This is a genomic window from Marisediminitalea sp., from assembly GCF_984433645.1.
The window spans coordinates 1-8,205 of record NZ_CFIDRX010000190.1 but is presented as its reverse complement, the minus strand read 5'-3'; the positions used below and the strand labels follow the sequence as shown (position 1 = coordinate 8,205).

The window sequence follows — 8,205 nt, the reverse complement described above, 5'->3', positions numbered from 1 at the left end:
GGTCCCAACCCGGATTAAAAGTGAGCACATTACCTTCGAACATGCCCTGAAACAGACCAATGATGTGGTCTCCGTTTTTCATGATAAGCCAATTCTGAGTAATGTCACCGCCGAACACGGTGAACCCAAGTTTCTCGTAAAAGGCCTTTGATGCATGAATATCCTTTACCGACAAACTTACCGAAAATGCGCCCAGTTCCATTGTAATCCTCACTTGTTCACAAACCGTTCATGAATTTCCACTATCCTCCGCTTTACAGATAACTTCAACCATTCACCGCAATTTGCCGTTTGAAGGTAGGCAAGTCGCTTAAGCTTGGTTAAAGTAAATTTTTTGCCCTTCACAGATGTATTGTTATGGACAGACGACAGTTTATTAAGCTCTCTTCACTATTCGGTGGTGGTATAGCCATTTCTACCCAATTAACCGGATGCGGTGCTACGTTCCAGCCAGACGGTGACGATTATGTTCCTGCTGCCACGTTCACGCATGGCGTTGCCAGTGGTGACCCCACTGCAGATTCAATTATTTTGTGGACACGGGCAGTACCTGAAAACAACAACAGCAGTGGTTATGTGCGCTGGCAATTGGCCACCTCTCCCGACTTTGCTGCACCCATTCGAAGTGGCGTTGTAAAAACAGAGCGTAGCCGCGACTTCACGGTAAAAGTAGATGTGCGGGATCTGCCCGCAGGTCAGCGTTACTACTACCGCTTTTTTACCAGCGAAACACGTTCGCCAACCGGCCAGACACTTACCCTGGATAACGGTGTGGTAGACCGCGTTAAGTTTGCGGTTTTCTCCTGTGCGAACTTCCCGGCAGGCTATTTCAATGCCTACGATGCTGCCGCAAAAGACAACAGTGTCGACGTAGTGCTGCATCTGGGAGATTATATTTACGAGTACCCCAAAGGCGGTTACGCCACAGCAAATGCTGATGCGATTGGACGCAGTTTTGTGCCGGGCAACGAAGGGGAACTACTCAACCTGACTGATTACCGTACCCGCTACGCACAATATCGCGGTGATAAGGGGTTACAGCTATTGCATCAGCGTAAGCCTTTTATTGCTGTATGGGACGATCACGAAATCGCCAACGATACGTTTTTATCTGGCGCTGAAAATCACAACGAGGGCGAAGGTGACTTTTTTGCACGTCGCACCGCTGCCATTCAGGCTTACTATGAATGGCTCCCGATCCGCCCGCCGATGGGCGACGAAAATCCACATATTTACCGCTACTTTGAATTTGGCAACCTGGTAAGTCTGTACATGCTGGATACAAGGATAATCGGACGCGACGAGCAGTTGTCACTGCGCGACTATAAACTGGCAAACGGCAGTTTCGATTTCCAGTCATTCCAACGCGACATCAACGATCCTGCACGGACCTTACTGGGCACCGAGCAGTTCAACTGGTTAAAGAAACACGTGGCTTCCGGCAACAACCGTTGGCACGTGTTGGGCCAGCAAATCCTGATGGGTAAAATGCACTATCCTGCTGAGATCATCGCCACGACCAACCGTCAGGCCGTTCCAGGCGTTATCGCAGAACTGATGGAGCTTCGTCAAAAGCAACTGGCCGGGCAAACACTCACACGTGAAGAACAGCAACGACTATCAGTGAAAATTCCCTATAACCTCGATGCCTGGGATGGCTATGCCGCAGAACGTGAAAAAGTGCTAAAACTCTTCAGTCAGGAAGGTAAATCGCTGGTAGTTCTGGCCGGTGATACCCATAACGGCTGGGCAAACACAATTACGGACAGTTCAGGTAACACCGCTGCGGTTGAATACGGCACGCCAGGCGTCACTTCTCCTGGCTTCGAGGGATACTTAGGGTTAACCGACAAACAAGCCGAAGATCTCGCACGCGCGTTGCCACTGCTCATCGATGAAGTGAAGTACTGTAACCTTCACCAGCGTGGCTACATGAGCGTTGAGTTCACCTTAGGTCAGGTCAACACCGCCTGGCATTACGTCAGCAATATTAAAGACACCTCGTACACCGTACGAACTCAGCATAGAGAACGGTTCGTGGGGTAATGTTGTTGGTTAGCTTGTTGATTCGCTGTCATCTGGGGTTCCTGGGATCTTAGGTCCCAGCCTTGTTAGGTCCCCGCCTTGTAAGGTCCCCGCCTTCGCGGGGATGACGAGGGGAATTTGGGATGACGGGGGTATTGGGGATGACGGGGTATTTGGGATAACTGGAAGCCAGTATTTTTTTCACGGCAAACAGGTACCTGTCGAATTAACTATCCAACGGTTTGCGAGCGGCTCGCACTGCACGTGGGTGCATTAACTTTTCCAGCTCAGTAAGGTACACCGCGATTTGCGAGTGGGTAGACTTGTCATCGGTTATTGCGTTGTATAACCAGTGATACGCATCCTGATAGTCATAAGGACTGCCGTAGCCATCAATGAATAGCTCAGCTAATTGCATTTGCGCCTTCAAATTCCCAAGCGCGGCAGCTTCGCGTAGGAAAATCACTGCGCGCTTTCTGTCCTGCTGCACCAGTGTGCCTTTGCTGTAGTAACGCCCGAGCTGCTCCAGCGCAGCAGGCAAGCCTTGGTTTGCAGCCTGACGCATAAAATCAATGCCGCGAACCGGATCGGCTTCTACGCATACGCCCCAAGCCAACATATCGCCCCATAAAAATTGATACGCGGGGACTTTCAGTACTTCTGCACGGGCTTCGATATCCTGGTTTAACTGGCAGCGGTCCACCACCACGCGGTCAAGGTGCTCGTTTCGGTTTATCAGGTTAATCAATTCGTCCTGAGTGTATAGCTGTACCGCTTTGACTTCCTGAGCACTGGCCGTCGACACGGGTAACAGCGCGCAAACAAAAGCGAACACGGAGGAACGAACGAAGGTATGCATAATGAATCCTGTTGACGGCCAATATCTATGCAAAGGTTATCGGCCGCCGGAATAAAAACCTAATTAAATTTAATACACATGGCACTGTTGATGCGCCTTGTGTGTTCTACCACATCGACACCAAGATCGGTAAGGTAACCGCCGTCGACCTGGGTAATTAACCCTTTAGTGTAAAGTCTGGAAGCGGCTTCTACGATTGCCTGACTGGCATCGTGGTGGATTTTAAGTCCCTGCATCAGGCTTTCCGCAGGAAACTTTAACAATAAATTCAGCTCTTCAATTACATCGTGGGTAAAGGCCATAGTGTCTCCAGGCAATTTATTATTTACAGCCAGTATGCGCCGATTAAACGGCCATGTCATCAATTGTAGATCCTGTTCAGGCTATCGCGAGTTTTTTGTTATGCATCAATGTGATCGGCTTGGTCGCTTTGATGGTATACTGCCTGAGCTACAGCAGTGTGAGTTTGTTCATAATGAAATACAAAGATCTTCGGGATTTTATCAGGCAACTTGAAGCCAATGGTGATCTGGTTCGCATATCCCACCCAATCGATACGAAATTAGAAATGACCGAAATTGCCGACCGCACGCTGCGGGCAGGCGGTCCTGCGCTTCTGTTTGAAAACCCTAAAGGGTTCAATACGCCCGTTTTAATGAACCTGTTCGGTACGCCCGAACGGGTGGCGCTGGGCATGGGTCAAAGCTCGGTCTCAGCACTGCGGGAAGTGGGTAAACTCCTGGCGTATTTAAAAGAACCTGAGCCACCTAAAGGGCTGAAAGACCTGTGGGAAAAACTCCCGGTATTCAAGCAAGTGTTGAACATGCCGGCTAAAGAAGTGCGCAAAGCGCCTTGTCAGGCCAATGTTATCACCGGTGACGATGTGGACCTGACCAAGCTTCCCGTACAACACTGCTGGCCTGGCGACGTCGCCCCCCTGATTACCTGGGGCCTGACAGTGACTCGCGGGCCACATAAAAAACGCCAGAACCTGGGTATTTATCGCCAGCAAGTACTCGGCAAAAACAAATTAATCATGCGCTGGTTGTCACATCGCGGTGGCGCGTTGGATTTCCGCGAATGGTGTCAGACATACCCTGGTAAACCCTACCCGGTCTCTGTGGCATTAGGGGCCGATCCTGCGACCATTTTAGGTGCGGTGACCCCAGTGCCAGATACCTTGTCAGAATACGCCTTTGCCGGCTTGTTGCGCGGCGATAAAACTGAAGTCGTGAAATCCATTAGTAACGACTTACAAGTGCCAGCTTCTGCAGAATATGTGCTGGAAGGTTATATTGACCCGAATGAAACGGCACCGGAAGGACCCTACGGTGATCACACTGGTTATTACAACGAAGTCGATGACTTCCCGGTGTTCACCGTGACGCATATCACCCATCGCGACAATCCGATTTACCACTCGACGTATACCGGACGGCCGCCCGATGAACCTGCCATTCTGGGTGTGGCACTGAACGAAGTGTTCGTGCCAATTTTGCAAAAGCAATTCCCGGAAATCGTGGATTTCTATTTGCCGCCAGAAGGCTGTTCTTACCGCATGGCGGTGGTCACTATGAAGAAACAGTACCCCGGCCATGCCAAGCGAGTCATGATGGGGGTCTGGTCGTTCCTGCGTCAGTTCATGTATACCAAGTTTGTTATTGTGTGTGACGACGACGTAAATGCCCGCGATTGGCAGGATGTTATTTGGGCAATCACTACCCGAATGGACCCCGCCCGTGATACAGTGATGATTGAAAACACCCCCATTGATTATCTGGATTTTGCGTCGCCGGTTTCCGGCTTGGGCTCCAAAATGGGCATGGACGCGACCAATAAAATGCCAGGTGAAACCGACCGGGAATGGGGCGTGCCTATCGTAATGGATGACGACGTTAAACGCCGTGTTGACGAACTATGGGATGAACTGGGCATTATGCCGGGTAAGCCCCAATAACCTTGATTTACACAAAGAGATTCTATTTTCATGTCACAAATTAGATGCCAGGTGGAAAGCATTGCACCGCTGACCAGCACCGTTTTTCGGGTCGACCTGACCCCCGATATTTCATTAGACTTCAAATCTGGTCAGTATGTGCTGGTGCACATGGGTGAAAAAGACCAGCGCCCGTTTTCAATTGCGAATGCTGCTCACGACAACAATCGTCTGGAACTGCACATCGGTGCCGAGCCTGGTAACAAATATGCTGGTGAAGTCCTTGAGCGCGCTCGTCAGGAAAAAGCCATCTACATTTCTGGCGGTCATGGTGAAGCCTATTTACAGGCTACCGACAAACCCATTGTGCTGATTGCGGGTGGAACTGGTTTCTCCTACGCTTATTCGATTCTGATGCAATCCCTCAAAGAAGATCCTAATCGCGACATTACCTTGTATTGGGGTGGCCGCCATTTAGATGACCTGTACTATCACGACGAATTGGTTTCTTTAGCCGCTCACCACCCGCATTTCACCTTTTTGCCTGTGGTAGAGTTTGCAGAAGAAGACTGGCAGGGTCGTAAAGGCTGGGTTCATCACGCAGTACTGACAGACTATGCCGATTTATCTGGCGTACAGGTATACATTGCCGGTCGCTTCGAAATGGCCAAGGTCGCTCGTGATGACTTCTTTGCTCGCGGCCTGTCGAAAGACGATCTGTTCGGAGATGCCTACGCCTTTATCTAAACCGACAGAATAAGGTGGTTAGAATGAAAAAAATAACACTTCCACTCGCCGTTGCCGCATTGTTTTGCAGCGCAACTTCTTTTAGCGCTGAACTGGCGTATACCGACCAGGCCCGGCTGCATGACATTGCAGCCGACGTGTCAGCCGAACGGATTGAAAAGGATATCCGCAAATTAGTGGGATTTGGTACCCGTCACACCCTCTCTGATACCAAATCAGACACGCGTGGTATTGGCGCAGCCCGCCGATGGATAAAGCAGGAATTCGAAAAGATTTCGGCGGCCTGCGGCAACTGCCTGGAAGTGTATTATCAATCGGCCACCATTAGCGGTGAAAAGCGCATCCCTGACGCGACTGAAGTGGTCAGTGTCATTGCCATCCAGCGCGGCATTACCGACCCGGGACGCTACGTCATTATGTCAGGCGACATTGACTCCCGCGTATCAGACGTCATGGATGCCACTTCAGATTCGCCGGGCGCAAACGACAATGCCTCTGGTGTTGCGGGCACCCTTGAAGCTGCACGTGTGCTCAGCCAGTACCGCTTTAACGGCAGTATTGTTTACGCCGCGCTGTCGGGTGAAGAACAAGGTCTGTTCGGCGGCAGAATTATGGCTGAACAAGCGCAAAAAGACGGCTGGCGTATTAAGGCCGTGTTGAACAACGACATGATCGGCAACATTGAAGGCATTAATGGTGTTATCAACAACACCACGGCCCGGATTTTCGCCGAAGGTACCCGCCAAACGGAAACCGAGCGCGACGCGCGTGTTCGTCGCTTCACGGGTGGTGAAGTCGACTCTCCCAGCCGCAATCTCGCACGTTACATTGATTTGATTGCCGACCGGTACATTGAAAATCTGGACACCATGGTGATTTATCGACTCGACCGCTTTGGTCGCGGTGGCCACCACCGCCCGTTTAATGATTTAGGTTACCCGGGTGTACGCATCATGGAGACCAATGAGAACTACAACCGCCAGCATCAAGACCTGCGCACCGAAGACGGCATTAAATACGGCGACACCATCGATGGCGTAAACTTTGATTACGCAGCCAAACTTACTGCACTTAACGCCACCAGCCTTGCCAGTATGGCGTGGGCGCCGAACCCGCCGATTAATGTAAGCATTAAAGGCGCGGTACAACCCTCAACAACACTGAGCTGGGACGCCCTTGATGCCAAGCAGAACCCACACCTTGCCGGCTATAAAATTTACTGGCGCTACACCGACGCCCCGCAATGGCAATTCAGCCGCTTTGTGGGCGATGTCACCAGCTTTACACTGGACAATGTAGTGATCGACAACTATTTCTTTGGCGTAGCCAGTGTAAGTAAAGACGGTTTTGAAAGCCCGGTGGTATTCCCCGGCGCTGCAGGTGCATTCGGCGAATAAAGCCCTGCCAAGTGTTATGAACAAGCGGGCGCTCTGCGCAGGCAGACGTTCGCACACCGTCGCAACCAAAGGTAAATGAATGTTATGGCAAATCGAGTACGAGCGGGTCTGTTGAGTTTTATATCAGCGTTGCTTACCAGCACAGCGGTATATGGCGCCGAACCATTAAATCTGGTCGCAAACCCACTGCCCACCTTGGTTGCCGAAGATAACGAGCCAGCTCGCATCAACGTACTCATTACCGAAGCGTTATCGAGCATCGACTTACCCGCTTCGTTACATATCGACCGCCCGGCATTTTCAGGTAGTGGGCTGCTCACTGGCAAATACGACGGCGAATATGCCTTTTTATCGCTGAATGACAAACGCGCCGGCTTCCTGTATTCCGACGCTTATCTACCGGTAAATTTATATTTGGCTAGTCGAAAAGAGGCACTGGACGACATCAGCCATTTCTCTCATATTCGCAATGGTCGGGTGGCTGCGGAGAACCGGCTGGCGAATACGCCTCCCCTTCGTCTGGTTAAAGCCGTGTCCTGGGTCAGAAATCCAACCGTTTTCGATAGCTTTAAGCAGCTTTCAGAACAGCGCGCGGAATACCTGTTGGAAGACGAATTGTTGCTGAGGGAGTTCAACAGGCTATTAGTTGAATACCGCGAACGACCACTGTATAGCTCAATAAAACCCATTATTCAGGCGAGCTTGCACCTGAGTATCCGCGCTGACCATCCACAAGCACAAAAGGCAATAAACGCTTTCAACACGTACATTGCAAACGCGCAGCATGATGGCAGCTACAACAACATTCTTGGCTTGTCCTGGATTTCAAAAGACGTTGACGATGATGGCGTGGCAGATTGGATAACCAGTTCGAGCGTGCCGCATCCGCTCTCATCCACAGACGCGTTAACAGGTGCCTTTGCGTTGGACTCAACCATGCCGTCTCAAGCTTCAAAATACCTGGTAGATGGCGAAGTGCTGCCTGACTGGGCCGCTGTTCAGGCAAAATTAGCCGGCGCCCCTACAACACCAAGAAAATCCTATCTTGATCACGAAGTCTACAAACGCATGATGAATCGCTGGTAACGGCAATATCAATAGCCTTTGATTAGTTCAGCAAAGTTCGAAATGGCGACTTTATGTTGTGATTCGTTAAAGCCATCCGGACACTGACAATACAGTGGCGGCAACATTTGCATGCCAAGGTAGTCACCAATACGTTGGAATTGTTCAGTAAAGCA

General features: G+C 50.7%; 7 protein-coding genes and 1 pseudogene. 5 read left to right on the top strand and 3 right to left on the bottom strand.

What is annotated here, in order from left to right:
- Window positions 1-202 (bottom strand): annotated as a pseudogene (locus AC4MRN_RS17830) (VOC family protein); the annotation flags it as partial.
- Window positions 203-357: 155 nt separating this feature from the next.
- Between AC4MRN_RS17830 and AC4MRN_RS17825 the strand changes: the two are divergent.
- Complete coding sequence (locus AC4MRN_RS17825) at window positions 358-2,046, top strand: alkaline phosphatase D family protein (protein WP_491204033.1); 1,689 nt, start codon at window positions 358-360, stop codon at window positions 2,044-2,046.
- Between the two features lie 205 nt (window positions 2,047-2,251).
- On the opposite strand, the gene AC4MRN_RS17820 is transcribed toward AC4MRN_RS17825, so the two are convergent.
- Window positions 2,252-2,884, bottom strand: a complete 633-nt coding sequence (locus AC4MRN_RS17820) for a tetratricopeptide repeat protein (RefSeq protein ID WP_491204032.1) — start codon at window positions 2,882-2,884, stop codon at window positions 2,252-2,254.
- 59 nt (window positions 2,885-2,943) lie between these two features.
- Window positions 2,944-3,186: a TIGR02647 family protein gene (locus AC4MRN_RS17815; protein ID WP_073320644.1), complete on the bottom strand. Its 243-nt coding sequence runs from the start codon at window positions 3,184-3,186 to the stop codon at window positions 2,944-2,946.
- Window positions 3,187-3,359: 173 nt separating this feature from the next.
- Here AC4MRN_RS17815 and ubiD point away from each other — a divergent pair, with 173 nt between their 5' ends.
- From ubiD to AC4MRN_RS17795, 4 genes are all read left to right on the top strand, one after another.
- Complete coding sequence (ubiD, locus tag AC4MRN_RS17810) at window positions 3,360-4,841, top strand: 4-hydroxy-3-polyprenylbenzoate decarboxylase (protein ID WP_491204034.1); 1,482 nt, start codon at window positions 3,360-3,362, stop codon at window positions 4,839-4,841.
- Between the two features lie 30 nt (window positions 4,842-4,871).
- Window positions 4,872-5,567, top strand: a complete 696-nt coding sequence (gene fre, locus AC4MRN_RS17805; RefSeq protein ID WP_491204031.1) for an NAD(P)H-flavin reductase — start codon at window positions 4,872-4,874, stop codon at window positions 5,565-5,567.
- A 23-nt stretch (window positions 5,568-5,590) separates the two neighbouring features.
- The gene (locus AC4MRN_RS17800; RefSeq protein WP_491204030.1) at window positions 5,591-6,964 is read left to right on the top strand and encodes a M28 family metallopeptidase; all 1,374 of its coding nucleotides are present in this window, start codon (window positions 5,591-5,593) and stop codon (window positions 6,962-6,964) included.
- A gap of 84 nt (window positions 6,965-7,048) precedes the next feature.
- A complete protein-coding gene (locus tag AC4MRN_RS17795) occupies window positions 7,049-8,050 on the top strand; it encodes a substrate-binding periplasmic protein (protein WP_491204029.1) in 1,002 nt (333 codons plus the stop codon).
- Window positions 8,051-8,205 lie beyond the last annotated feature (155 nt).

Coding starts and splice junctions, on each gene's coding strand:
- AC4MRN_RS17815 (WP_073320644.1), bottom strand. CDS start 3,186: ATGGCCTTTACCCACGATGTAATTGAAGAGCTGAATTTATTGTTAAAG.
- fre (WP_491204031.1), top strand. CDS start 4,872: ATGTCACAAATTAGATGCCAGGTGGAAAGCATTGCACCGCTGACCAGC.
- ubiD (WP_491204034.1), top strand. CDS start 3,360: ATGAAATACAAAGATCTTCGGGATTTTATCAGGCAACTTGAAGCCAAT.
- AC4MRN_RS17800 (WP_491204030.1), top strand. CDS start 5,591: ATGAAAAAAATAACACTTCCACTCGCCGTTGCCGCATTGTTTTGCAGC.
- AC4MRN_RS17795 (WP_491204029.1), top strand. CDS start 7,049: ATGGCAAATCGAGTACGAGCGGGTCTGTTGAGTTTTATATCAGCGTTG.
- AC4MRN_RS17820 (WP_491204032.1), bottom strand. CDS start 2,884: ATGCATACCTTCGTTCGTTCCTCCGTGTTCGCTTTTGTTTGCGCGCTG.
- AC4MRN_RS17825 (WP_491204033.1), top strand. CDS start 358: ATGGACAGACGACAGTTTATTAAGCTCTCTTCACTATTCGGTGGTGGT.